20 protein-coding genes are annotated in these 22,808 nt (G+C 65.4%); 8 read left to right on the forward strand and 12 right to left on the reverse strand.

Annotation, left to right across the window (positions count from 1 at the left end):
- Positions 1-487: DUF222 domain-containing protein (locus ACX80X_RS01355; RefSeq protein WP_459310995.1), on the reverse strand; the 487-nt coding region annotated here is incomplete at its 3' end.
- Between the two features lie 227 nt (positions 488-714).
- On the opposite strand from ACX80X_RS01355, the gene ACX80X_RS01360 reads away from it, so the two are divergent.
- Positions 715-1,773, forward strand: coding sequence for a M4 family metallopeptidase (locus ACX80X_RS01360; RefSeq protein ID WP_252600102.1), 1,059 nt, complete (start codon positions 715-717; stop codon positions 1,771-1,773).
- Positions 1,774-1,833: 60 nt separating this feature from the next.
- A complete protein-coding gene (locus tag ACX80X_RS01365; RefSeq protein WP_252611714.1) occupies positions 1,834-2,157 on the forward strand; it encodes a protealysin inhibitor emfourin in 324 nt (107 codons plus the stop codon).
- A 12-nt stretch (positions 2,158-2,169) separates the two neighbouring features.
- Here ACX80X_RS01365 and ACX80X_RS01370 read toward each other — a convergent pair whose 3' ends face one another.
- Positions 2,170-3,138 (reverse strand): GlxA family transcriptional regulator, encoded by a 969-nt coding sequence (locus ACX80X_RS01370; protein ID WP_252600104.1) that lies wholly within the window; start codon positions 3,136-3,138, stop codon positions 2,170-2,172.
- An 81-nt stretch (positions 3,139-3,219) separates the two neighbouring features.
- Between ACX80X_RS01370 and ACX80X_RS01375 the strand changes: the two genes are divergently transcribed.
- Complete coding sequence (locus ACX80X_RS01375; protein WP_181037140.1) at positions 3,220-3,387, forward strand: hypothetical protein; 168 nt, start codon at positions 3,220-3,222, stop codon at positions 3,385-3,387.
- Positions 3,388-3,449: 62 nt separating this feature from the next.
- Here the strand turns inward: ACX80X_RS01375 and ACX80X_RS01380 are convergent, their stop codons facing one another.
- A complete protein-coding gene (locus ACX80X_RS01380) occupies positions 3,450-3,596 on the reverse strand; it encodes a hypothetical protein (RefSeq protein ID WP_252600105.1) in 147 nt (48 codons plus the stop codon).
- Between ACX80X_RS01380 and hrpA the strand changes: the two genes are divergently transcribed.
- Positions 3,595-7,548, forward strand: coding sequence for an ATP-dependent RNA helicase HrpA (gene hrpA, locus ACX80X_RS01385; RefSeq protein WP_252614312.1), 3,954 nt, complete (start codon positions 3,595-3,597; stop codon positions 7,546-7,548). The genes ACX80X_RS01380 and hrpA overlap by 2 nt on opposite strands.
- Positions 7,549-7,613: 65 nt before the next feature.
- On the opposite strand, the gene ACX80X_RS01390 is transcribed toward hrpA, so the two are convergent.
- Genes ACX80X_RS01390 through ACX80X_RS01400 form a run of 3 tightly spaced genes read right to left on the reverse strand, consistent with a single transcriptional unit; the run spans position 7,614 to position 10,107 of the window.
- Positions 7,614-8,042, reverse strand: coding sequence for an HIT family protein (locus tag ACX80X_RS01390; RefSeq protein WP_252614313.1), 429 nt, complete (start codon positions 8,040-8,042; stop codon positions 7,614-7,616).
- Complete coding sequence (locus tag ACX80X_RS01395) at positions 8,039-9,223, reverse strand: NAD(P)-dependent alcohol dehydrogenase (protein ID WP_305884353.1); 1,185 nt, start codon at positions 9,221-9,223, stop codon at positions 8,039-8,041. Before ACX80X_RS01395 ends, ACX80X_RS01390 begins: the two co-directional genes overlap by 4 nt.
- Positions 9,220-10,107 carry a sulfurtransferase gene (locus tag ACX80X_RS01400; RefSeq protein WP_252614314.1) on the reverse strand — a complete coding sequence of 296 codons (888 nt, stop codon included), beginning with the start codon at positions 10,105-10,107 and terminating at the stop codon, positions 9,220-9,222. The genes ACX80X_RS01395 and ACX80X_RS01400 overlap by 4 nt, the downstream gene beginning before the upstream one ends.
- Before the next feature lie 100 nt (positions 10,108-10,207).
- Between ACX80X_RS01400 and ACX80X_RS01405 the strand changes: the two genes are divergently transcribed.
- Positions 10,208-11,287: a PLP-dependent cysteine synthase family protein gene (locus ACX80X_RS01405; RefSeq protein WP_252614315.1), complete on the forward strand. Its 1,080-nt coding sequence runs from the start codon at positions 10,208-10,210 to the stop codon at positions 11,285-11,287.
- Between the two features lie 4 nt (positions 11,288-11,291).
- Here ACX80X_RS01405 and ACX80X_RS01410 read toward each other — a convergent pair whose 3' ends face one another.
- Positions 11,292-11,948, reverse strand: coding sequence for an MBL fold metallo-hydrolase (locus tag ACX80X_RS01410; RefSeq protein ID WP_252614316.1), 657 nt, complete (start codon positions 11,946-11,948; stop codon positions 11,292-11,294).
- Positions 11,949-12,058: 110 nt separating this feature from the next.
- On the opposite strand from ACX80X_RS01410, the gene ACX80X_RS01415 reads away from it, so the two are divergent.
- The gene (locus ACX80X_RS01415) at positions 12,059-12,541 is read left to right on the forward strand and encodes a Fur family transcriptional regulator (RefSeq protein WP_252614317.1); all 483 of its coding nucleotides are present in this window, start codon (positions 12,059-12,061) and stop codon (positions 12,539-12,541) included.
- Positions 12,542-12,583: 42 nt separating this feature from the next.
- On the opposite strand, the gene ACX80X_RS01420 is transcribed toward ACX80X_RS01415, so the two are convergent.
- The 5 genes from ACX80X_RS01420 to ACX80X_RS01440 form a co-directional block, all read right to left on the reverse strand.
- A complete protein-coding gene (locus ACX80X_RS01420; RefSeq protein ID WP_252614318.1) occupies positions 12,584-13,459 on the reverse strand; it encodes a metal ABC transporter permease in 876 nt (291 codons plus the stop codon).
- Positions 13,459-14,274: a metal ABC transporter ATP-binding protein gene (locus ACX80X_RS01425; RefSeq protein WP_252614319.1), complete on the reverse strand. Its 816-nt coding sequence runs from the start codon at positions 14,272-14,274 to the stop codon at positions 13,459-13,461. The genes ACX80X_RS01420 and ACX80X_RS01425 overlap by 1 nt, the downstream gene beginning before the upstream one ends.
- A complete protein-coding gene (locus ACX80X_RS01430; protein WP_252614320.1) occupies positions 14,271-15,269 on the reverse strand; it encodes a metal ABC transporter solute-binding protein, Zn/Mn family in 999 nt (332 codons plus the stop codon). Before ACX80X_RS01430 ends, ACX80X_RS01425 begins: the two co-directional genes overlap by 4 nt.
- Positions 15,270-15,384: 115 nt before the next feature.
- Positions 15,385-16,455, reverse strand: a complete 1,071-nt coding sequence (locus tag ACX80X_RS01435) for a hemolysin family protein (RefSeq protein WP_252614321.1) — start codon at positions 16,453-16,455, stop codon at positions 15,385-15,387.
- The gene (locus ACX80X_RS01440) at positions 16,452-17,786 is read right to left on the reverse strand and encodes a hemolysin family protein (RefSeq protein ID WP_252614322.1); all 1,335 of its coding nucleotides are present in this window, start codon (positions 17,784-17,786) and stop codon (positions 16,452-16,454) included. The genes ACX80X_RS01435 and ACX80X_RS01440 overlap by 4 nt, the downstream gene beginning before the upstream one ends.
- A gap of 500 nt (positions 17,787-18,286) precedes the next feature.
- Between ACX80X_RS01440 and ACX80X_RS01445 the strand changes: the two genes are divergently transcribed.
- Positions 18,287-22,087 (forward strand): multifunctional oxoglutarate decarboxylase/oxoglutarate dehydrogenase thiamine pyrophosphate-binding subunit/dihydrolipoyllysine-residue succinyltransferase subunit, encoded by a 3,801-nt coding sequence (locus tag ACX80X_RS01445; protein ID WP_459311002.1) that lies wholly within the window; start codon positions 18,287-18,289, stop codon positions 22,085-22,087.
- A gap of 121 nt (positions 22,088-22,208) precedes the next feature.
- On the forward strand, positions 22,209-22,808 hold the full coding sequence (locus ACX80X_RS01450) for a GDSL-type esterase/lipase family protein (RefSeq protein WP_252614324.1): 600 nt from the start codon (positions 22,209-22,211) through the stop codon (positions 22,806-22,808).

Consider the following 22,808-nt stretch of genomic DNA (forward strand, 5'->3'; position numbering starts at 1 on the left):
AATGTGCCTCCAACGCCTGCGCCCCGGTGAGGTCAAGGTTGGTGGTTTCGTCGACCATGATCCGGGCGTGCTGCCACGAAATCGTCCCGGCCTGCAATGCCGCAAACGTCAGCGGCAAGGCCGTGGTCAGTACGTGGGATTCGGCGAGCAGGGCACCGGCACTGCGTTCACTCACCGTCAGGGCGCAAGCGACCTCAGCGACGACAGCCATCTCCTGACCTGTGTGGTCCTGCGGCGACTCGGCCGGACCCGCCAGGGCCTCGGCAGCGGCGCCGTAACCGGCAGCCAGCCAGGCCTTCAGGGCGGCACTTTTCGCGTCCAACCGCGAGATCTCGGCCAGCCCGTCCAGGAAACCACCCACCACCCGGCGCAACGGATCAGCCTCCCAGGGACCGGAGGCTTCGGCACCTTCACTGATCACAACAGCCAGCTCAGCGAAAGACACCGCAAGTGCCTCCGCCGTCACCACAGCTGCTCTGGTATCCATACTCAAATGATCCCGCGAGGGTCTGACAATAACGGCCAGCCTAAACGGCTATGTGCACAACTCCGCGAAACAACGATCCGTGCCTCCAGCCGCCGCGGAGTTCAGGGCCACAGCTGTCCCCTCGCGCACGGGGCCCCAAGTGTCCGTTCGCGCTGGATTGAGTGCGCCTTCGTCGGATTGTCGGCGCCCCCTCGTAGGCTGATTCAACGAACGCGAGGAGGTAGACCATGCACATTCCAGCCACATTCTGTTCGATCGTTCCGCCTTACTTGCTGCGGCGGTTGGCCCGCCTGGACGAGCCGAGGTTTTCAGCCGCCGCACGGGCTGCCAAGGAAGCGCTAAGCCACGTCCGGTACGTCCAATCAGCCCGTACCCAGCCGGCGCCTGCCGCTCCCCCGGCACTGCGGGACGTCCGCCCGGGCCCGCCCAACAGGAGCGTCTACGATGCCGGCGGTTCGGAGAACCTGCCCGGAAAGCTCATGCGCAAGGAAGGCGAACCGGCCTCCGGCGATCAGTCCGCTGATGAGGCGTACGACGGCCTTGGGCACACGCATCGCCTGTTTGCCGACGTCTTCGGCCGTAACTCCATCGACGGGGAAGGCCTGCCGCTCGATGCCACGGTGCACTTTGGCAAGCTCTACGACAATGCTTTCTGGGACGGCCGGCAGATGGTCTTCGGCGACGGCGACGGCGAAGTCTTCGACCGTTTTACGCGGTCGCTCAGCGTCATCGGGCACGAACTCACGCACGGCGTCACGCAGTACTCGGCGGGGTTGGCTTACCGCAACCAGGCCGGTGCCATCAACGAATCCATGTCCGACGTTTTCGGCGCGCTCGTGGAGCAGTACCTGAACAGCCAGTCCGTGACCGACGCCAGCTGGCTGATCGGCGAAGGGCTCTTCACGCCCCAGGTTGAGGGATCGGCTCTCCGATCCTTGAAGGCCCCGGGCACAGCGTACGACGACGACGTGCTGGGTAAGGACCCCCAGCCGGATTCGATGGACTCGTACGTGCGGACCAGCGCGGACAACGGCGGCGTCCACATCAACTCCGGGATCCCCAACAGGGCCTTCTACCTCACGGCGGAGACCCTGGGCGGCAACGCCTGGGAGGCGCCGGGACGGATCTGGTACGACACACTGACGGGCGGCTCGCTGCCTGCCACCGCCACCTTCCGCGTCTTCGCTAGGGCGACGGCGGCATCTGCCGTCGACCTGTTCGGCACCGATTCGCCGGAGCATGACGCCGTGCGGCAGGCGTGGGAAACTGTGAAGGTCAAGCTTTAGTTGAACGCCTGCCCGCCGCGAGCCGGCGGCCAGGCTGCAGGAAAGCCCAGGACCCAGGCCATGAAGATCAGTGTGGAGCGCAGCGGCGGCATCGCAGCCCTGACCCGCGTATGGACAGTGCATGCCCAGACCGCGAGCGCCAAAAGCCAGTGGCAACCCATTGTGGAAGCATGCCCTTGGGACGCGGTGCCCAAGACCGTCCGGGCCGCAGCCGCGGAGGTGCAGGACAACCAGCCCGACCGATTTATCTATTCGATCCGGGCCGGCCAGCGGCGGGCGGCGCTGCCGGAGCAGGCTGTCACCGGACCATGGCGTGTGCTGGTGGACACCACCCGGGCGGCAGCCGGGGACAGCCCCGACCGGCGGGGTCCTGTGCAGGCTTAGCTGCGTCTCCAGTCAGCCTGCTGTTACCAGTTGCCCCCGGAAGGCCCGGCGGTAGGACTGCGGGCTGGTGTCCAGCACCTTGGCGAAGTGATGCCGAAGGAGGACGGGGTGGCCAAAGCCGGATTCCCGGGCAACCTCGTCGATGTTCAGGTCAGTGGATTCCAACAGCACCTGCGCCCGGAGGACACGCTGCGAGTTCAGCCAGGCAGCAGGGGTGGCCCCCGTTTCGGACCGGAAGCGGCGGGCGAAGGTCCTGGCTGACATGTGGACGCGGGACGCCAGCTCAACGACGGTGTGCTCCTGCTCCAGGTTCTGCACCATCCAGCGCAACAACTCTTCCATCGGCGCCGATCCACAGGCTGGCACGGGCCGGTCGATGAACTGAGCCTGGCCACCGTCGCGGTGCGGCGGCACCACCATGTCCCGCGCAATGGCGGCAGCCACATTGGCGCCCAACTCAACGCGCACCAGATGAAGGCAGGCATCAATTCCTGCCGCTGTTCCGGCGCTGGTGATCAGGTTGCCGTCCTGCACATAGAGCACGTTTTCATCGACTTGCACTTCCGGGTACCGGTTTGCGAGTTCATGGGAATAGTGCCAGTGCGTGGTGCAACGCCGCCCGTTCAGCAGACCGGCGCGGGCCAGGGCAAAGGCTCCGGAACAGATGGACATCACCCAGGCTCCACGGGCGTGCGCGGCGCGCAATGCCTCCAGCACGGATTCCGGAACGTCGTCGTCGCGTCCGAAGGGGGTCATGATCACGAGGTCCGCGTCCGCCGTTGCCTCCAATCCCAGCGAAACATTCAAGGAAAGTCCCGATTTCATCCGGACGTTACCAGGTTCGGGTGCGCAGACCCGGAAGTCGAACGCCGGAACGTTGCTGCCGCGTCCTGATCTGTCGATACCAAAAACCTCGCAGGCGGTGGCGAACTCGAAGACAGAGAAGTTGGGAACTACGATGACTGCCACTGATTTGAGCATGCTTCCATTATGGCAGAAATTCGAGCTTTTTGGGCATTTCTGCCACTGTTTCTTCACAGCCCACGGGAGCAGCATTGAGTCATGGAAATCTTCGGAATCGCCCTAGTGGTCCTGCTCCTCGTTGTTCTCGCCGCCACCGTCTCAGCGCTCCTGCGTGATGGCCGCGGCCACACCCCGCCCATCACCTCCGACCAGCCTTGGTCCGCCCTGGACCTGCCCAGCGTTAACTACACCCTGCGCATTTTCTAACCAGAAGGCATGCCTCAACCCGCCATTGTTAACCCATCCGTACTAACACGAAGGGACGCGGCTCATGTGAGCCGGGTCCCTTCCTCATGTTCTGATTGAGTGGCGTCCGGGAGGGCGGGGAAGGTGGGATCAACGGCCGGGCCGGCGTCGGGGTTGCCAGCAGCAAGCGTGGGAAACAGGCGCCGCCCCAGTAGACTGGCTGCAGCCATGACATTTCATATCTCCTACCCTGCTGAGCTGCCCGTTTCCGAGCGCCGCGAGGACCTGAAGGCTGCCATTGCAGCGAACCAGGTGACCATCATCGCCGGCGAGACCGGCTCCGGCAAGACCACCCAGATCCCCAAAATGTGCCTCGAGCTGGGCCTGGGCGACAACGGCCTGATCGGGCACACCCAGCCGCGGCGGCTCGCAGCCCGCACCGTCGCTGAGCGCATCGCCGAGGAACTCGGTGTGGAGATCGGCCAGGAAGTCGGCTTCCAGGTGCGGTTCACGGGCGAAGTCAGCCGCGCCACCAAGGTCAAGCTCATGACCGACGGCATCCTGCTCGCCGAGATCCAGCGGGACAAGCTGCTGCGCAAATACAACGCCATCATCATTGACGAAGCGCACGAGCGCAGCCTCAACATCGACTTCATCCTGGGCTACCTCAAGCGCATCCTGCCGCAGCGGCCGGACCTGAAAATCATCATCACCTCGGCCACGATCGATCCGGAGCGGTTCGCGAAACACTTCGGGTCCGACGACGAGCCCTCCCCCATCATCGAGGTGTCCGGGCGCACGTTCCCGGTGGAGATCCGGTACAGGCCGCTGTCCCAGCCGGCCGGCGGACCCGCCGATCGCGAAGATGCAGACGCCTCCGATGACGAACTCGAAGAGGACCGCGATCCGCTCGACGCCGTCTGCGACGCCGTTGACGAACTCGCCACCGAGGCCCCCGGCGACATCCTGGTCTTTTTCTCCGGCGAGCGCGAAATCCGCGACGCAGCAGAGGCACTCAACGCCAGGATCCAGTCCAACCGGCGCCTGGCCGGCACCGAGGTGCTCCCGCTGTTCGCCCGCCTGAGCCTGCAGGAACAGCACAAGGTGTTCCACCCCGGCAAAAACCGCCGGATTGTGCTGGCCACCAACGTGGCCGAGACGTCCCTGACGGTCCCGGGCATCAAGTACGTCATCGACACCGGCACGGCCCGCATCTCCCGCTACTCGCACCGCACCAAGGTCCAGCGGCTGCCCATCGAGCGCGTGTCGCAGGCTTCGGCGAACCAGCGCTCCGGCCGGTGCGGCCGTGTGTCGGACGGCATCGCCATCCGGCTCTATTCGGAAGAGGACTTCGGGTCCCGGCCGCTGTTCACGGATCCGGAAATCCTGCGCACCAACCTGGCGGCCGTCATCCTGCAGATGACCGCCATGGGCGTTGCCCGCGGGCCCAAGGACGTGGAGAACTTCCCGTTCGTCGAGCCGCCGGACTCGCGGGCAATCAACGACGGCGTTACGCTCCTGCGCGAGCTCGGCGCCCTGAATGCCGTCCGGCCAGGTGACGCCAAGAGCGGCGGACTCACCGCCGTCGGACAGCAGCTTGCCCAGCTGCCGGTGGATCCCCGCCTCGGCAGGATGATCGTGGAGGCCGGCAAGCGCGGCTGCGTCCGCGAGGTAATGATCCTGGCCGCGGCGCTGACCATCCAGGACCCGCGTGAGCGTCCCACGGACAAGCAGCAGCTCGCCGCCGAGAAGCATGCCCGCTTCCGCGATGAAAACTCGGACTTCACCGGCTTCCTGAACCTGTGGAACTACCTGCAGGAGAAACAGCAGGAACTCTCGTCCACCCAGTTCCGCCGCCTGTGCCGGACCGAGTTCATCAACTACCTTCGGGTCAGGGAGTGGCAGGATCTCTTCGCCCAGCTCCGCCAGATGGCCCGCCCGCTCGGGATCAGTCTGGACAACAAGCGCCTTGCCGATCCTGCGGGCAACCACGAGGGCATCCACATGAGCCTGCTGTCGGGCCTCCTCAGCCACATCGGCATCCTGGACGAGCGCAAGCGCGAATACGCCGGTGCCCGCGGCAGCCGGTTCGCAATCTTCCCCGGTTCGTCGCTCTTCAAGAAGTCCCCCACGTTTGTGATGGCTGCCGAACTCGTGGAGACGAGCCGCCTCTGGGCCAGGGTCGCAGCCAAGTTCGATCCCGTCTGGGCAGAACAGGTGGCGCCGGACCTCGTTAAGCGCAGCTACAGCGAGCCGCACTGGTCCACCAGAATGGGCGCGGTCATGGCGTACGAGAAGGTCACCCTGTACGGCGTGCCCATCATCCCGCAGCGCCGGGTCAACTACAGCCGAGTGGATCCTGTGCTGGCCCGCGAGCTGTTCATCCGGCACGCCCTGGTGGAAGGCGATTGGAAAACGCACCACAAGTTCTTCCACCGCAACCGCGCCCTGCTTCTGGAGGTCGAGGAGCTCGAAGCCAGGATGCGCCGCCGCGACCTGCTGGTGGACGACGAAACGCTGTTTGAGTTCTACGACGCCAGGATCGGCCCCGACGTTGTATCCGAACGGCACTTCGACAAATGGTGGAAGGAGGCCCGGCAGCAGAATCCGGACCTCCTCGACTACGACAAGTCATTGCTGCTCAACAACGACGCCGATGGCCTGGACGAAGCCGCTTATCCGAAGACGCTATTGCACAAGGGCTTCGAGCTCCCGCTCAGCTACGAGTTCCACCCGGTGGCGCCCGGGTCACCACCCAACCCGTCCGACGGCGTCACAGCCGAAGTCCCGGTGCTCTTCCTTAACCAGCTCGATGATGCCGCCTTCCGCTGGCTGATCCCGGGCCAGCGCGCGGAGCTTGTGGCTGCCCTGATCAAGTCACTCCCCAAGCAGGTCCGCAAGAACTTCGTCCCCGCTCCGGATGTGGCCCGGCAGGCCGTTGCTGCCCTGGATTCGGACTTCGATCCGGCGCACGATGAGCTGGAAGCTTCACTGGAACTGGCCTTGCGCCGGATCCGCGGCCACGTCATCCCGCCAGATTCCTGGAACTGGGACGCTGTGCCGTCCCATCTGCGGGTGAGCTTCAAGGTTGTCGATACGCGGGGCAAGGTGCTGGATGAGGGCAAGGACCTCGCGGTCCTTCAGGAGCGGCTGGCCCCGGCAACCCGCCGCGCCATCGCTGAATCCTTGGGGGCGACGCCGGGAACCACCGCGCCGCAGTCTCTTGGAAATTCGAAGACACCCGGAAAGGCCGGCGGAACAGTACCCGCGTCATCTACTGGCGGAAATGCAGCCGGCAGCGGCACAGGCTTCCAGGAACAGACCGGCCTGACCGAGTGGGCCTTCGGCACGGTCCAGCGGCAGGTCAGCAACACCGTCAACGGCCACATGGTCACCGGCTATCCGGCGTTGGTGGATGAAGGAACATCCGTGGCGCTGCGCGTCTTCCAGACCTCGTCGGAGCAGCTCGAGGCCATGCGCGGCGGTGTGATCCGGCTCCTCGCCCTCAGGGTACCGGCACCGGACCGTTACGTCCTGGAGCACCTCAACAACACCGAAAAGCTGACGTTCAGCCAGAATCCGCACGGTTCGGTGTCAGCCCTCATTGCCGATTGTGCCCTGGTTGCCGTGGACAAACTGACCCCGGCGGAACTCCCGTGGGACCGGGGGTCCTTCGACGCCCTTTACGAACAGGTCCGGGCGGAACTGATCGATACCGTCTTCAGTGTGACGGCCGTGGTGGAGCGCGTCCTGGCCAGCACCCGGCGGATTGAGAAAATGCTGAAGGGCACCACCAGTTTGGCACTGATCAGCGCCCTGAACGATGTCAGGAGCCAGCTCGAGCAGCTCGTGTTCCCGGGATTCGTGGCCCGCACCGGCTATATGCAGCTGAGCCAGCTCCCCCGCTACCTTGCCGCCATCGAGAAACGCCTCGAAAAGCTCCCCGGCAACGTCCAGCGGGATGGCCTGAGCATGGCCGCGGTCCAGCGGCTGGAAGACGATTACGACGACGCCGTGTCGGCGCTGCTGCCCGGGCGTCGGGTCGGTGCAGAACTGACGCAGGTCCGCTGGATGATCGAAGAGCTGCGCGTGAGCCTCTTCGCCGTCGAACTCGGAACGGCCTATTCCGTCTCCGAAAAGCGGATCAGGGCTGTCCTTAACAAGGCGCTCGCGCCGGCCTAGGCCTGCCGGCCCACGGCTGGCGCGGGCAAAGACCTGGACGGGCCAAACCGGCGCGAGCGTCAGGCTCAGCTGGCGGGAACGAATTCCGCGTAGCCGGCGGCCCGAAGCCCGGCGCGCAGCTTTTCGGCGTTCGCGTCCAGCACCGCGGGATCCGGGTTCTGGTCGGCAGAGGCGAAATCGAAATCAGCCATGGTCCTGGACGGCCACACGTGGACGTGCAGGTGGTTGATCTCGTACCCGGCCACAATCAGCCCCGCCCGCTCGGCGGGGAAGACGTCCAGCTGCACCGCACCGATCCGGCGGGCCACTTCCATCACCTTCGCGAGGGTTTCCGGGGACGCATCCGTCCAGCGGTCCACCTCCTCGGTGGGGACCACCAGGGTGTGCCCGTCGGCCAGGGGACCCGTGGTCAGGAAGGCCGCAACGTCAGCCTCCCGCCAGACGAAGCGTCCGGGGATCTCGCCTTTGATGATTTTCGTGAACAGAGTGCTCATACGTCTGCCTTCGCGGCCGGAGCCTGCAGGGTGCTGGTGTCCAGCACAAACCGGTATTTGACGTCGCCTGCCACCATGCGGTCGTAGGCCTCATTCAGCTGGTCTGCGCGCACCAGTTCGATATCCGCCACCACTCCATGCTCGGCGCAGAAGTCGAGCATCTCCTGAGTTTCGGCGATGCCGCCGATCAGCGAGCCAGCGTACGCGATCCGCCGCCGGATCAGGGCCCCCGGATTCACCGGCGGCATGGCGTCGGAGGGCAGGCCCAGCTGGAACAGGGCGCCGTCCACGCGCAGCGTGCGGAAGAACGGATTCAGGTCGTGCGGAGCGGCCACAGTGTCGATTATGAGGTCGACGGTGCGGTCCGCGGCGGCCATGGCGTCCTTGTCCCGGGACAGGATCACGTCGTCCGCTCCGAGTTCCAGTGCGGCCGGCACCTTGCCTTCGGAGGTGGTGAACACCACCACCCGCGCCCCCATGGCCTTGGCCAGCTTCACGGCCATGTGTCCGAGCCCACCGAGCCCCACCACGCCCACCACGTCGCCTTCCTCCACGTCGAAGTGCCGCAAGGGAGAGAACGTGGTGACACCGGCGCAGAGCATGGGGGCGACGGCGGCCGGGTCCAGGTTGCCAGGCACTCGGACCACGTAGCGCCGGTCCACCACCACGGCGGACGAGTAACCGCCCTGAGTGACGGTATCGCCGTTGCGTGGATCCTTGGCGCCGTAGGTCCCGATCAGCCCGTTTTCACAGTACTGTTCCAGGCCGTCCAGGCAGCTCTCACATTCGCGGCAGGAATCAACCATGCACCCGACGCCCACGCGGTCCCCCGGTATGAAGTCAGTCACGGCCGAGCCGACGCGGCTGACGGTTCCGACGATCTCGTGGCCGGGGACCAGCGGATATTTCTGGCTGCCCCATTCGCCTCGCGTGGCGTGCACGTCCGAGTGGCACAGGCCGCAGAATTCGATGGCAATTTCGACGTCATCTTCCTTCGGGGCACGCCGGGCAAGCGTCAGGGGCACCATGCCGCTGTCAGCGGAAACCGCGCCATAGGCGGCTGCCAGCACGCCGGTGCCCGGAGCGGTGTCCAGGTCCGTAGCAGGATGAGCAGCAACACCATCGTCGTTCGGCAATACGGGGCGGGCAAGGGGCGGCGGTACGGGGCGTCCTGGGGTCATCCTTCGACGCTACCCCCGCGGGCCGCCGCATGGCCATTCGGCCGGCTGCCCGTCGCCACCGGCAGCGCGGGATTGTTGGACCATTCCGAGAAGGATCCCGGATAGAGGGCGGCCCGGAATCCTGCGATTTCGAGAGCGGCCACCTCGTGGGCGGCGGTCACGCCCGAGCCGCAGTACACGGCCACCGGGACGTCGTCGCGGACGCCGAGGTCCTCGAACCGATGCCGCAGCAGGTCCGCGGGCAGGAAATGCCCGGCCCCGTCCACGTTCTCCGTTGTGGGTGCGCTCCGGGCGCCCGGAATGTGGCCGGCGCGGGGGTCAACGGGTTCAAATTCGCCCCGGTACCTTTCGCCCGCCCGGGCGTCCAGGAGGACGCCCGTTGCCGGCCAGTCCGCCGCTCCGGCCGCGTCAATGCTGGGCATCCTGCCTCCGGCAGGGGAAACATCAAAGGAAACACGCCCGACGGCGGCGTCCACGGGTCCGGTGTCCAGCGGCAGTCCGGCGTCCCGCCACGCGGCCAGGCCGCCGTCGAGCAGGTACACGGCCTGGAACCCGGCGTTGCGGAGCATCCACCAGAGGCGGGCGGCAGCCATATTGCCGCTGTTGTCATAGGCCACCACAACGTCGCCGTTGTTGATCCCCCAGCGCCTGGCAGTTTCCTGGAATTCCGCGTGGGTGGGCAGCGGGTGCCTGCCGCGGGCGGGCGTGGCCGGCGTCGCCAACTCGGTGGCCAGGTCCACAAAAACTGCCCCCGGGAGGTGGCCCCCAAGGTAGTGTTCGCGGCCGTGCGGGTCGCCCAGCGCCCAGCGGATGTCCAGCACCACGGTCCGCTGTCCGGCGTCGAAACGCGCCGCCAAAGCCGGGACAGCCATCAGTGGACCCATCGTTCTCCTTGGCAATTGTGCTTGTGAGGTGTGCAGTCGCTGATCCAACTCTAGCTGCGGCAGAGCGCCCTGCACGGAGGGCCGACGGTAGGCTGGTCCGGTGAAGAACGCGAGCGCGGACCGGGCCTGGGCTGACGAGGCCATCAGAAAAGTCAATGCAGAAAACAACCGGTCCGCCGATACCCATCTCTACTCGGTGCCGCTCCCGGAGCACTGGGGCGTCCAGCTTTACCTCAAGGACGAATCCACTCACCGTTCGGGGAGCCTCAAGCACCGGCTGGCCCGCTCGCTGTTCCTCTTTGGCCTGGTCAACGGCTGGATCCGCGAAGGTACCACCATCGTGGAGGCGTCCAGCGGCAGCACCGCTGTTTCGGAGGCATATTTCGCACAGCTCCTGGGCCTGCCGTTCGTAGCAGTCATGACCCGCACGACGAGCCCGGAGAAGATCGCGCTGATCGAACAGTTCGGCGGCACGTGCCTGTTGGTTGACCACGCCTCAGAAGTTTATGCTGCGGCGGCGGACGTCGCTGCCACATCCAACGGCCACTACATGGACCAGTTCACCTACGCGGAGCGGGCCACAGACTGGCGTGGCAACAACAACATCGCGGAGTCCATCTTCGGCCAGCTGGCGCTGGAGGAACACCCCGTCCCCCGCTGGATCGTGGTGGGTGCGGGGACCGGAGGCACGAGTGCGACCATTGGCCGCTACCTGCGCTACCGCGGCCACGACACGCGCCTTGCGGTGGTAGACCCGGAGAATTCCGCGTTCTACCCCGGCTGGCTGAGCGGTGCGGGTGAGGCCAGCACCGGAATGCCGTCACGGATCGAAGGGATCGGCCGGCCGCGGATGGAACCGAGCTTTGTGCCCGCCGTCATCGACCACATGATTCAGGTTCCCGATGCCGCCTCCGTCGCAGCCATGCGGCACCTGCGCACGGTCGCCGACTTGCATGCCGGACCGTCCACGGGCACCAACCTGTGGGGTGTCTGGCAGCTTGTGGGGGAAATGGTGGCCGAGGGACAGCGCGGCAGCATTGTGTCGTTGATGTGCGACGGCGGCGACCGCTATGCGGGCAACTACTACAATCCCGCGTGGCTGTCAGGGCAGGGCCTGGACCCCGAGCCGTATGAGGAAGTCATCCGCCGGTTTTTCGAGACCGGCGTCTGGAACGCGTAGCCGGTCAGACCTCCACTGATTCCCGCGGGGCAAGGCGGGTGTACTCGGTGCCGTATTTCCGGCCCAGCCGGGCAACATGGGATTCTGCGACCTTCAGGCCCGTTTCGTTGAGCAGCCCGTCGTGGATCTGGAACGCACGCGGGGCCCGGACGGCAATGACAAAATCCACCACCTCGCTGACCTTGCTCCACGGCGCGTGGAGCGGAACCAGCAGCGTCTGTACGCTGAGACCGTCCGGGATGATGAAAGAGTCCCCCGGGTGGTAGACGTTGCCGTTTACCAGGTAGCCGATGTTGGCCACGATGGGAACCTGCGGGTGGATCAGTGCGTGCTGTCCGCCGAAGCTGCGCACGTTGAAGCCGGCCGCGTCAAAACTGGAACCGGGTTCAACAGTGTGGATCCGCACTGCGGCCTGCGGCGCCTCCTCCCGCAGATGGGCGGCCACTCCGGCCGGCGCGAAGACCGCCAGGACGTGAGAGCGGCGCAGTGCGTTGACCATGGCTGGCACATCCACATGGTCGGCGTGCTCGTGCGTGATCAGCACGGCCTGCGCCCCGGACAGGGCTTCGGCCGTCTCGGAGTATGTTCCCGGATCCAGCACCAGCACCCCGCCGTCCTTCTCAAGCCGGACGCACGCGTGGGTGTATTTTGTCAGCTTCATAGCGCCAGCCTAGGGTCAGGCCCCAAGCCTGTCCAAGGGGCGTCCGGCTGTTCAGCCCCGGCTGGTAATCTTGATGATTGCCACCGTCCCTCAGGGAAGCGAGTACCTTCATGCCGTTCGGCACCAAAGCTGACGCCACGCCGTCGACCGCCGCATCCGGCGCAGGCACCGCCAGTGTGCCCGGCAAGGAGCAGCGCGTCACCAAGCAGCGTGTGGCCGTCGGCGCTGCCCTGGACGAGCTGGATGACTTCGTCAGCACGCAGGAGCTCTACCGCATCCTGCAGAACAAGGGCGTGTCGGTTTCCCTGGCAACGGCGTACCGGATCCTGCAGTCCCTCGCCGATGACGGCCTCGTGGACGTGCTGCGCAACGGCGAGGGCGAAGCCGTTTACCGGCGCTGCGCCGTGACCGGGCACCACCACCACCTGCTGTGCCGCAACTGCGGGAAGGCCGTGGAAGTCGAGGCCCCGGCGGTGGAAACCTGGGCCGCCCGGATCGCCACCGAACACGGCTACACCGAGGTGGCGCACACCGTGGAGATCTTCGGGCTGTGCCCGGACTGCACAGCCCTCAGGTCCGCCGGCAAACTCTGACGGCCTGAGCCGCAACAACCGGACGCACGCCGTTGGACCGCGTCAGCGGGCGTGCACCAGCCGGCCGTTGATGCCCTTCTTGGCCCGGACACTGCCCACGACGCGGCACGCCACGTAGATCAGGAATGACAGCGTGGTGACGTAAGGGCTGATGGGGATCCGGCCGCCCAGGGCCAGCAGGATTCCGCCCACCGTGGCCGTGACGGCGAAAACAACGCTGAGCGCCACGACGGCCACGGGAGCGGACGTCACGCGGAGCGCCGCGGCTGCCGGGGTGATCAGCAATGCGAGCACCAGGAGCGCCCCCACCACCTGGATGGATAGCGCTACGCTGACTCCCAGCAGGACCATGAAGATCAGCGCGAGCGTCCGTACGGGCACCCCGCGGGCTTCGGCCAGTTCGGGATCAACGCTGGCAAAGTTCAGCGGGCGCCAGATGGCTGCCAGTGCTGCAATGACCAGCACAGCGGCGCCGGCAAGGACCTGGAGCTGGACGGTGTCCACGGACACGATCTGCCCCGTGAGCAGGCCGAATTTGTTGGCGGCCCGGCCTTCGTAGAGCGACAGGAACAGGATGCCGAGCCCCAGGCCGAAGGGCATGATGACCCCGATGATGGAGTTTTTGTCCCGGGCCCGGACGCCCATCAGGCCCAGGAGCAGCGCCGCCGCCACCGAGCCGATGAGCGAGCCAAACACGATGTCCGAGCCGATCAGGAGCGCAAACGCCGCCCCGGCGAAGGAGAGCTCCGAGATGCCGTGGACGGCGAAGGCCAGGTCCCGTTTCATCACGAAGGTGCCCACCAGCCCGCCCAGCAGGCCCAGCACGGCCCCGGCCCAGATGGAGTTCTGGACCAGCACCAGCAGCTCTCCGTAGTTCTCGAAGCTGAAGATCGCTGCGATGATGCTGTCCGCATCCATCAGGCCACCTCCCCCACCGTGGCGTGGACATCTGCGTGATGGTGCGTGGTCGCGTCGGGCAGGCCGATGACGACGATGCGCCCGTTCGCGTGGATGACTTCCACGTGGCTGCCATAGAGCTCGGTCAGGACCTCGGTGGTCATGACCTCTTCCGGGGTCCCCACGCGGAACCGCCCGCCGACCAGGTACAGCACACGGTCAACGTAGTCGATGATGGGGTTGATTTCATGGGTGACAAAAACCACCGCGCTGTTCTGGGCGTGGCACTGCTTGTTGATCAGCGCGCTGACGGCCTGCTGATGGTGCAGGTCCAGGGACAGCAACGGTTCGTCACAGAGGAGGACCTTGGGGTCCGTGGCCAGCGCCTGGGCCACCCGGAGGCGCTGCTGCTCACCGCCGGAGAGCTGGCCCACGGGGACTTTAGCGTAGTCGCTGGCGCCCACCAGTTCCAGGAGCTCATCGATCCTGCGGTTTGCCCGGGACTTGCCCAGCCGCAGCCCCCAGCGGTGGCCGTCCACGCCGAGCCCCACCAGGTCCCGGGCACGCATGGGGGTGTCCGGAGCGAAGGATTTCTGCTGCGGAATGTAGCCGATCAGGTTGCTGCCCCGCTCCACGGGACGGTCGCCGAGCGTGGCCCGGCCGGACTGCAGTTCCTGCAGGCCCAGAAGAACCTTGAGGAAACTGGTCTTTCCGCTGCCGTTGGGGCCCAGGACGGCGAAAAACTCACCGGGCCTGATGTCCAGGTCGAGATCCTCCCAGAGCAAGCGTTTGCCGAACTGCAGGGACGCCCCGCGGAGGCTGACCACCGGTTTCAACTATTTTTCTCCAAAACTTTGCTGACGTTGTCAACATTGTCCGTCATCCACTGCAGGTACGTCTTGCCTTCGGGCAGGGTTTCGCTGAAGTCAATGACGGGAACGCCGGCTGCTTCGGCTGCCTTTTTCAGCGCCTGTGTCTGTGATCCCTCTGTCTGCGCGTTGTAGGCCAGGAAACTGATGTCCTTGGATCCCGCCAGGTCCGTGGCTGCCTTCAGCACCGCGGGCGGAACGTCCGAGCCTTCCTCGATCGCGGCGGTGTAGTCGGCCGGAGTCTTGTTCTCCAGCCCGGCTGCCTCGAGCAGGTACAGCGGGACAGGTTCGGTCACGGCCACGGCTGCGCCTGTTCCGTTGGCCTTCAGCGCGGCGAGCTTGACGGCCAGGCCGTCCACCCCGGCTTTGAAGGTTGCGGCATTGGAAGTGAACAGGGCGGCTGATCCCGGTTCGAGTTCACCCAGTTTTGCCGCCAGTGAATCAGCGAGCTTACCCATGGCATCCAGGCTGTACCAGGCGTGCTCGTTGAACTCACCGTACTCGTGGTGGTGGCCGTCAGCTGACTCGCTCGCCGCCGACGATGAATCGGTGTGGCCTTCCTCCGGAGCCAGGCCAGCCACTTCGACGGCCGTGACGATATTGCTGTGCGGGATGTTGCTGTCGTCGGCCATCTTGTGGAGGAAGGCGTCGTAGCCGCCGCCGTTCTCGATCACCAATTCCGCTTTGGACACCAGCAGCCGGTCCTGCGCGGTGGCCTCGTACGAATGCGGGTCCTGGCTGGTCTTGGTGATGATGGAGGTGACGTTGACTTTGTCCCCGCCGATGATCGCGGCGATGTCCCCGTACACGTTGGTGGACGCCACCACCTCGACGACGCCGGCAGATGACTCCGGGCCGGACGTCGCCGACGGTGCACCGCCTCCGGAGCCGCAGGCGGTGAGCAGCAGGCTCACGCCGGCGAGGGCTGCGAGGGACGTTCGGATGGCGGCGGGGTGGCGCACGGAAACCTCAGTTCAGTACAGGGATGGACTTTTGCGTCTCCAAAAAGCTTACCCCTAAATGTGAATGATTCCTATTTAGGATAGCCGGGCCGGTCCCTTTCGGACCCGGCCGCGCTCAGTCACCGTTCGGCTGGCCCAGCCTCCTGATGCCGGTGGCCTGCGTGGCGTCCCGGATCTCTCCCACCAGCTGCTCGATCACGTCTTCCAGGAACAGGACCCCATGGGTCTGCCCGTCCGCGCCGATCACGCGGGCCAGGTGTGAGCCCGTGCGCTGCATGACGGACATGGCCGTTTCAACTTCGTCGTCCAGCGCAAGGTTGGCCAGCGAGCGGATCCTGCTCTCGGCGATGGGGTGCTGGTAGTCCGACTCGGGAATGGACAGCACATCCTTCACGTGGAGGTACCCGGACAGCATGCCGTCATCGTCCAGCATCGGGAACCTCGAAAAACCGGTCCTGCTGACGGCTTTTTCAAACTCCACCGGCGTGGTGGCCGCCTTCAGCATGACCAGGTCGTCCAGCGGAACCATGATGTCCGAGGCCGTGTATTCGGAAAATTCCAGGGCGCCGGTGATCAGGCCCGCGTCATCATCCACCAGCCCGTGACGGGTGGATTCCTGCACGATCGACTGGACTTCTTCGAGCGTAAAGGACGAGTTCACCTCATCCTTGGGCTCAATCCGCAGGAGCTTGAGGATGTGGTTGGCGGACCAGTTCAGCGCGACGATGGCCGGGTTGACCAGCTTCGCAACGAACATCAGCGGCGGCGCCAGAAGCAAGGCAGCCTTGTCCGCCACCGATACCGAGATGTTCTTCGGCACCATCTCGCCGAACGTCACGTGGAGGAAGGTCACCACCATCAGGGCAATGGCGAACGCTGCGACGTCGGCAACTTCCACCGGCAGCCCGACAGCTTCCAGGGGAGCCGCCATCAGGTGGTGGATGGCCGGTTCGGCCACCTGCAGGATCAGCAGCGAGCACACGGTGATGCCCAACTGCGCACAGGCCAGCATCAATGAGACGTTTTCCATGGCGCGCAACGTGGTCTGTGCCCGCTTGGAACCGGCCTCGGCGAGGGGTTCGATCTGGCTGCGCCTGGCCGACATCACGGCGAACTCGGCGCCGACAAAAAACGCGTTACCCAGCAGGAGGACAATCAGCCAGGCAATTCCGGCCCAGTCACTCATCGTTCACTCCCGTCTTTCGGAGCAGGCTCCGCTTCAGGCGCCGCCGGATGGAAGGAGATCCGCTCGATCCTTCGGCCGTCCATCCTGGTCACGCTCAGCGTGCCTCCGCCTACGTCGACGGTGTCCCCCACTGCGGCGATCCGGCCCAGTTCACTCATGACGTACCCGCCCACGGTTTCGTAGGCGGCTTCGTCCGGAACGGTCAGCCCCGGGATCTGTTCGGAAAGCTCGTCGGGGCGCAGCAATCCGGGGAAGTACCAGTCCCCGGAGGCGCTCTGGAGCAGTCCCGGGCGTACCTTGTCGTGCTCGTCGGACACTTCACCGACGATTTCCTCCACCAGGTCCTCAAGGGTGGCGATGCCTGCGGTTCCGCCGTATTCGTCCAGGACAATGGCGAGCTGGAGGTTTCCCTCGCGCAGCTCGGCCAGGAGGGCATCGAGGTGGATGGTCTCCGGCACGCGGAGGACATCGGTCATGATGGCTCCGGCCTCCAGGTTGGCCCGCCGGTCCCACGGCACGGCAACGGCCTTCTTGACGTGGACCAGGCCCTTGATGTCGTCGGAGGACTCCCCGATGACGGGGAAACGGGAGTACCCGGTGCGCCGGGCGGCGTCCAGGATGTCCGAGACAGGCTGGTCGGCGTCGATGGTTTCCATCCGGATCCGGGGCGTCATAACATCGGCGGCCGTCCGGGCCGAGAAGTTCAGGGTGCGGGCCACAAAGTTGGCCGTCCCGGCGTCGAGCGTTCCCATGGCGGCGGAGCGCCGCACCAGGGAGGCGAGCTCGGCCGGCGTCCGGGCACCGGAAATCTCTTCCTTGGCCTCCAGGCCAAAGACGTTCAGTACCTTGTTGGAAAAGCCGTTGAGCACCACGATGGCGGGTTTGAAGATGGCGGTAAAGACCAGCTGCGGCCGCGCCAGCGCCTTGCCCACTTGGAAGGACAGCGCAATGGCCATGTTCTTGGGCACCAGTTCGCCAAGCAGCATGGACAGCAGCGTTGCCAGCGCCATCGCTATGACCAGGGAAACGGACGCGGCAGCCACTTCGGGAATTCCGACGGCGGCCAACGGGCCCTCGAGGAGGCGTCCTACCGACGGTTCCATCACGTAACCGGTCAGAAGGGTGGTCAGAGTGATGCCGAGCTGACAGCTGGAAAGCTGGGTTGAGAGGGATTTCAGGCACTTGAGCAGTGGGACGGCACCCGTGTCACCGTTATCGATGGCACGTTGGACCGTGGCCTGGTCAAGGGCAATCAGGGAAAATTCGACGGCGACGAAAAAGCCGGTGCCGGCGATCAGCAGGAGGCCTGCCGCGAGGAGCAACCACTCCATTCAGAATCCCGCCCGAAAGCCGGGAGAAATTGTGTGAAGCCGGGGGAAACGGACCGGCGGAGGATGATCGGCCGAAGCCGACGCTGTTTCCATAGGGGCTCCGCCGGGGTGGGCTGACGGAAAATGATGGGCGCGTGTTCGGGGTTTGCCGGCTCTGCGGGTGGACTGCGCGGTGCTGTACTTCATACTCCGCTGACAGCCCCCAGGCCGGCACCTAGATTTACTGTCCATAAGAATTTCAGTCTACAGGAGCAGATTGCGCCTTTCGGATGGCCGCACTGAGGTCACGGCGCACCCGCGCCGGGACGGCTTCCGGATGCCACAATCCGCGATCTCCGCGTCATTGCCATGATTTGGGTCACCGTTATTGGCAGTTAACACAGAATGCTCATTAGACTGGCAAAGGTCCGGGTTCAGGACGCAGAGACTGGTTCGAATGTTGTGCTGCGGCACCGTGGCGGCCAGAGAGAAATCAAACTCATGGAAGAGGCGTATTTCAAGTGCCAGAGCAGCCAAGCCACCGTCTACCAGAGGAATTTGGCGGAAACGAGTGGCTCGTTGACGAACTGTACGAGCAGTATCAGAAAGACAAGAACACGGTGGATACCAAATGGTGGCCCCTGTTCGAGTCCTTCGATTCAGGCAGCGGTTCTTCTTCCAACGGAAGCACGGCGGTAGCCGTGGCCCACCCAGCAACCCGCGAAATGCCGGCTGTACCACCGGCGCCTCCGGCTTCTGCAACTGCTGCACCGGCAACGTCGCCGGCCGCACAGCCCGCAGCGCCGGCCGCCGCCCCCGCGGCGGCAAAGAAAGCTCCCGCTACGGTCGCCCGCGATGGCGCGAAGAAGACCGAGCCCGGAAGCACGGCCCAGCCGATCCCTGCCCAGCTTCCCAAAAACGTCAAGGCACCCACGGCTCCGGAAGAGGACGTGGTCTCCGTTCTTCGCGGCCCGGCCAAGGCCATCGCCACCAACATGGTCACCAGCCTTGAGGTCCCCACGGCCACCAGCGTCCGGGCTATTCCGGCAAAGCTGCTGATCGACAACCGCGTGGTCATCAACTCCAACCTGGCCAGAGCACGCGGCGGCAAGGTTTCCTTCACGCACCTCATCGGCTACGCCGTGATCCGCGCACTCGCCCAGTTCCCGTCGATGAACGTCTACTACGACGAAATCGACGGCAAGCCCAGTGCTGTCCAACCGGCCCACGTCAACTTCGGCATCGCCATTGACATGCCCAAGCCGGACGGCACCCGCCTGCTCATAGTGCCCAACATCAAGAAAGCGGAGACCCTCAACTTCTCCGAGTTCTGGCACACCTATGAAGACCTGATCAAGCGTGCCCGCAGCGGCAAGCTGACCGCTGATGACCACTCCGGCACCACGGTGTCCCTGACCAACCCCGGCGGCATCGGCACCGTTCACTCCGTGCCGCGTCTGTCCAAGGGACAGGCCGCCATCATCGGCGTCGGCGCGCTGGACTACCCGGCCGAGTTCCAGGGCGCCAGTGAAAAGATCATCGCGCAGAATGCCATCAGCAAGGTCCTTACGCTGACGTCCACCTATGACCACCGCGTCATCCAGGGAGCCGGCAGCGGCGAGTTCCTGAAGCTTGTGCACCAGCTGCTGCTCGGTGCCCAGAACTTCTACGACGACATCTTCGAGTCACTGCGCATCCCGTACGAGCCCATCCGCTGGAGCCCCGACCTGCAGGTGGACCCCGCTGACGAGATCAACAAGGTTGCCCGGATCCAGCAGCTGATCCACTCCTACCGCGTGCGCGGCCACCTGATGGCGGACACCGATCCCCTGGAGTATGTCCAGCGCAAGCACCCGGACCTTGACGTCCTCACCTACGGGCTGACGCTGTGGGACCTGGACCGTCAGTGGCCCACCGGCGGTTTCGGCGGCGCACCCATGCTCAAGTTCCGCGACATCCTCGGCGTACTCCGCGACGCATACTGCCGCACCACCGGCATCGAGTACATGCACATCCAGGAGCCGGAGGAACGCAAGTGGTTCCAGGACCAGCTGGAGCACCCCTACTCGAAGCCGAGCCGCGAAGAGCAGCTGCGCATCGTGTCCCGGCTCAACGCGGCCGAAGCGTTTGAAACCTTCCTGCAGACCAAGTTCGTCGGCCAGAAGCGCTTCTCCCTGGAAGGCGGCGAATCCCTGATTCCGCTGCTGGACGCCATCATTTCCGATGCCGCTGACGACGGACTGGACGAAGTTGCAATCGGCATGGCCCACCGCGGCCGCCTGAACGTCCTCACCAACATCGCCGGCAAGACCTACGCCCAGGTGTTCCGCGAATTCGAAGGCACCCAGGATCCCCGCTCCGTGCAGGGCTCCGGCGACGTGAAGTACCACCTCGGTACCGAAGGCACGTTCACCTCGGAAAACGGCAACGAGACCAAGGTCTACCTCGCCGCCAACCCGTCCCACCTCGAGGCTGTCGACTCGGTGCTCGAAGGCATCGTCCGCGCCAAGCAGGACCGCCTGGACCAGGGCGAGGCCTTCCCGGTCCTGCCCCTCATGGTCCACGGAGATGCTGCGTTCGCAGGCCAGGGCGTGGTTGCTGAGACGCTGAACCTGTCCCAGCTCCGCGGTTACCGGACCGGCGGCACCATCCACGTGGTGGTCAACAACCAGGTCGGCTTCACCACGGCGCCGTCGTCGTCGCGCTCGTCCACCTACTCCACGGACGTCGCCAAGATGATCCAGGCGCCGGTGTTCCACGTGAACGGTGACGATCCCGAGGCAGTGGTTCGCATCGCCCAGCTCGCCTACAAGTTCCGCCAGCGGTTCCACAAGGACGTTGTGATCGACATGGTGTGCTACCGCCGCCGTGGCCACAACGAGGGTGACGACCCCTCGATGACCCAGCCCATGATGTACAACCTGATCGAAGCCAAGCGCTCCGTCCGCAAGCTGTACACCGAGGCACTCATCGGCCGTGGCGACATCACCGAGGAAGAAGCGGAGCAGCTGCTCCGCGACTACCAGGAACGGCTGGAGCGGGTCTTCGCCGAAACGCACGCGGCCCAGACCTCGCCCATCCCGATCATCACCGCGGACTCCGCCGCCGTCTCCGACATTGAGCGTCCCATCGCCCAGCAGGCTGACTTCGGCACCAACGCCCCGGCGTCCACTGCCATTTCTCCGGAGACCCTGGCACACATCGGCAAGGCCCACGTCCAGATCCCCGAGGGCTTCACCGTCCACGCCAAGCTCAAGCAGCTCCTCGAAAAGCGCGAGCAGATGTCCCGCGAAGGCGGCATCGACTGGGGCTTTGGCGAGATCGCGGCCTTCGGTTCGCTGATCATGGAAGGCGTTCCCGTCCGGCTTGCCGGCCAGGACTCGCGCCGCGGCACGTTTGTGCAGCGCCACGCAGTGTTCCACGACCGCGCCAACGGCGGCGAGTGGCTGCCCCTGGGCCACCTCTCGGATGACCAGGCGAAGCTGTGGATCTACGACTCCCTGCTGTCCGAATACGCGGCCATGGGCTTCGAATACGGCTACTCGGTGGAACGCCCGGATGCCCTGGTGCTGTGGGAAGCGCAGTTCGGTGACTTCGTCAACGGCGCGCAGACCATCATCGATGAGTTCATCTCCTCGGCCGAGCAGAAGTGGGGCCAGCGCTCCTCCCTGGTCCTGATGCTGCCGCACGGCTACGAAGGCCAGGGCCCGGACCACTCGTCGGCACGCATCGAACGCTTCCTGCTGATGTGCGCCGAAGAGAACATGATCGTCGCCAACCCCACCACGGCGGCATCACACTTCCACCTGCTGCGCCGCCAGGCGTACAGCCGGCCGCGCAAGCCGCTGATCATCTTCACGCCGAAGCAGCTTCTGCGCCTCAAGGCAGCCGCGTCGTCCGTCGAGGACTTCACCACGGGCTCCTTCCGCCCCGTCATAGGTGACCACGAGCAGCTGGCGGCAGACGCCGTCGAACGCGTACTGCTGGTCTCCGGCCGCCTGTACTACGATCTCCTGTCCACCCGGCAGAAGACCGGTGACAAGACCACCGCGATTGTCCGTGTGGAGCAGCTCTACCCGCTGCCGCACGAAGAAATCGCAGCGGAACTGGCCAAGTACCCGAACGCGGAGGTTGTCTGGGCACAGGACGAGCCCGCCAACCAGGGACCGTGGCCGTTTATGGGCCTGAACCTCCCGGAGGCGCTGGACCGGCGCGTTCGCCTGGTGTCGCGTCCCGCATCGGCCTCCACGGCGGCTGGCTCCATGAAGCGACACGCAGCTGAGCAGGATTCACTGCTGAAGCAGGCATTTGCGCGGAAGTAGTCCCAGTGGCTGCCCGGCCGGACGTCGAAATACCAGACTCCGGCCGGGCAGTTCTGTTTAATGAAGATGGATCATAGCCACGCCGATTGGCCTGAATCGGCACGGACGTAAAGAGGGACTTGTGGAAGACAGGAAGCTGCGGATCGCAGCTGTTGGAGATGAACTGCTGGCCGGGCTAGGCGATCCCAGGGCCCTCGGCTGGCTGGGCCGCGTGTTGGCCCGCACTCCGCAGGACGGCATGGTCCTGGAAGCGTATGCCCTCCCCTGTCCCCAGGAAGGAACGGAGGGGCTGGCTGCCCGCTGGCAGGAGGAGGCCGGGCGGCGGTTCGGCGACCAGCACGAGAACCGCCTGGTGATTGGCCTCTCGGGCCGGGACATCGAGTTCGGCCTGTCGACCGCCCGCAGCCGCCTGAACCTGGCCAACATCCTGGATACCGCCACGCAGAACCGGATCGAGGTGTTTGTGGTGGGCCCGCCGCCCACGCTGGACCCGGTACAGAACCGCCGGCTCGCCGATCTGAACACGGCCTTCGCTGACGTCACCACCAGGCGCAAGCACCTCTATGTGGACACGTTCTCCCCCCTTCTGAACCACGAACAGTGGCGCCAGGACCTTGCGGCGAACACCGGCACGCCGGGGCAGGCGGGCTATGGCCTGATGGCCTGGCTGGTCCTCCACCGTGGCTGGTTCCAGTGGCTGGGCATGGACGCCCCCGAGTAG

This window comes from Pseudarthrobacter sp. MDT3-1, assembly GCF_054510755.1.

Excerpts from the sequence above, each read along its gene's own strand:
- ACX80X_RS01360 (WP_252600102.1), top strand. The coding sequence starts at position 715 with ATGCACATTCCAGCCACATTCTGTTCGATCGTTCCGCCTTACTTGCTG.
- ACX80X_RS01365 (WP_252611714.1), top strand. The coding sequence starts at position 1,834 with ATGAAGATCAGTGTGGAGCGCAGCGGCGGCATCGCAGCCCTGACCCGC.
- ACX80X_RS01370 (WP_252600104.1), bottom strand. The coding sequence starts at position 3,138 with ATGCTCAAATCAGTGGCAGTCATCGTAGTTCCCAACTTCTCTGTCTTC.
- ACX80X_RS01375 (WP_181037140.1), top strand. The coding sequence starts at position 3,220 with ATGGAAATCTTCGGAATCGCCCTAGTGGTCCTGCTCCTCGTTGTTCTC.
- hrpA (WP_252614312.1), top strand. The coding sequence starts at position 3,595 with ATGACATTTCATATCTCCTACCCTGCTGAGCTGCCCGTTTCCGAGCGC.
- ACX80X_RS01380 (WP_252600105.1), bottom strand. The coding sequence starts at position 3,596 with ATGGCTGCAGCCAGTCTACTGGGGCGGCGCCTGTTTCCCACGCTTGCT.
- ACX80X_RS01390 (WP_252614313.1), bottom strand. The coding sequence starts at position 8,042 with ATGAGCACTCTGTTCACGAAAATCATCAAAGGCGAGATCCCCGGACGC.
- ACX80X_RS01395 (WP_305884353.1), bottom strand. The coding sequence starts at position 9,223 with ATGACCCCAGGACGCCCCGTACCGCCGCCCCTTGCCCGCCCCGTATTG.
- ACX80X_RS01400 (WP_252614314.1), bottom strand. The coding sequence starts at position 10,107 with ATGGGTCCACTGATGGCTGTCCCGGCTTTGGCGGCGCGTTTCGACGCC.
- ACX80X_RS01410 (WP_252614316.1), bottom strand. The coding sequence starts at position 11,948 with ATGAAGCTGACAAAATACACCCACGCGTGCGTCCGGCTTGAGAAGGAC.
- ACX80X_RS01415 (WP_252614317.1), top strand. The coding sequence starts at position 12,059 with ATGCCGTTCGGCACCAAAGCTGACGCCACGCCGTCGACCGCCGCATCC.
- ACX80X_RS01420 (WP_252614318.1), bottom strand. The coding sequence starts at position 13,459 with ATGGATGCGGACAGCATCATCGCAGCGATCTTCAGCTTCGAGAACTAC.
- ACX80X_RS01435 (WP_252614321.1), bottom strand. The coding sequence starts at position 16,455 with ATGAGTGACTGGGCCGGAATTGCCTGGCTGATTGTCCTCCTGCTGGGT.
- ACX80X_RS01440 (WP_252614322.1), bottom strand. The coding sequence starts at position 17,786 with ATGGAGTGGTTGCTCCTCGCGGCAGGCCTCCTGCTGATCGCCGGCACC.